Here is a 1368-nt window from a genome sequence, read left to right on the forward strand (position 1 = left end):
GAGCACGAGAAGGCCAGCGGCCAGTCCGGTGAGAAGTTTCGCCATATCGGGTCATCTCCCATCTTTGAGTTCGGGTGGCATCGGGTCTGGCACGCTCAAGTGGCCCGGGCCCTGCGTGCTCACCCCCGGGTCGGCTGCCGATGAGCCGGTCGTCGGCGGGTCATCAAGGTGCTGCCACGCGGTCGACAGGTCGGCCAGCCTGCGGCGCCGAGAGTCGTTGCCGAGGGGCAACCACACGTCGGCGGCCGGGTCCGCATCACTACAGAGGTCTGCGGCGGCGGTGGCGACCGGCACCGTCTCGGGGTTGTCCAGGCGCCGCCACGTCGTGTCCAGGGCACGCCGGACGGCGGTCTCACGGCGCGTGCTGGGGATCCAGATAAGCACGGGTGTAGCGATGTCGGTGGCGGCGGCGAGCGCGGCATAGCCGGACAACTTGCCGGCGACGACGGTGGTGGGTTCGGTACCGAGGTCGTACTCGAGGAAGAACTCCACGAGGTGCCCGTGACTGGCCCAGCGGCCGTAGCCGTCGGGGCGTACGAGGTCACCGAACAGGCGGGCACAGCGGGTCTCGGACCACCACGTCGTTAGCTGCGCGTGTGCGTGGTGGCGGGCGTGCGCGACGAGCGTGGTGAACCAGGCGTTGACGCCGACGGTGTGGGCCAGGCGTAGGGAGTGGGCGATGCCGATGGCTTGCTCACGCCGGTAGGCGAGGTCCTTTATGTCTAGGCCGTGTTCGGCGGCGAGCACGGCGGCGCCGGCGACGTCGAGGACGTAGTGCATGGGGGCGCTGCCGCGGGTGAGGAACGGTTGGAATCGGTCGAGCAGGCGCCACCGGTACAGCTCGAGGAGGCGCTGGTTCGCCGAGCGGGTGGAGGGGAACGCGAGTTGGCGGATCTGGGTGGAGGTGAGCACGCGGTGCTCGTGCAGCATCCGCAGCAGCCACCGGTCACGTGGGGTGAGGCGGGCGGCCAGTGCTGCGTGGTGGGTGCGGGTGTGGGCCAGCCGCCGCCCGGGGCGGGTTGGTCTGGGGCCGCGCAGGTCTCGTTGACGTATCGGTGGATTGTTCATCGAAGCGCGGATCTTCCTTCCTCCCCGGAGGCGGGGCGCGGGGCGGGCACGGTCGAACGCCTCTACGCCAGTTGGGGTGTGTCAGCTGGCGCGGCGAGGATCGGCACCCCTGTTGGGGGTGCCGGGCCGCTGGGATTGGTGAGCCGGTGGCGTTGTTCGGCTGCGGGCTGTCCGGGTCGGTTGCGGACGACGGCTTCGACGTCGTGTCAGTGGCGGGAGCGGGCTGGTGGTCAGGGTGAATGGCTGCGTCTGCTGACCGGCGACGATGAGCCGGGCGGCGGCGTGGAACACGTCGAGATG

General features: G+C 70.2%; 1 protein-coding gene. It reads right to left on the bottom strand.

The annotated features are described in order from the left end of the window. Positions 1 to 51 precede the first annotated feature (51 nt). Positions 52 to 1068 carry a replication-relaxation family protein gene (locus tag ELR45_RS10740; RefSeq protein ID WP_129665757.1) on the bottom strand — a complete coding sequence of 339 codons (1017 nt, stop codon included), beginning with the start codon at positions 1066 to 1068 and terminating at the stop codon, positions 52 to 54. Positions 1069 to 1368 lie beyond the last annotated feature (300 nt).

Origin of the sequence: Phytoactinopolyspora endophytica, assembly GCF_004138495.1 — a bacterium.
In the GTDB taxonomy this organism is placed as follows: domain Bacteria; phylum Actinomycetota; class Actinomycetes; order Jiangellales; family Jiangellaceae; genus Phytoactinopolyspora; species Phytoactinopolyspora endophytica.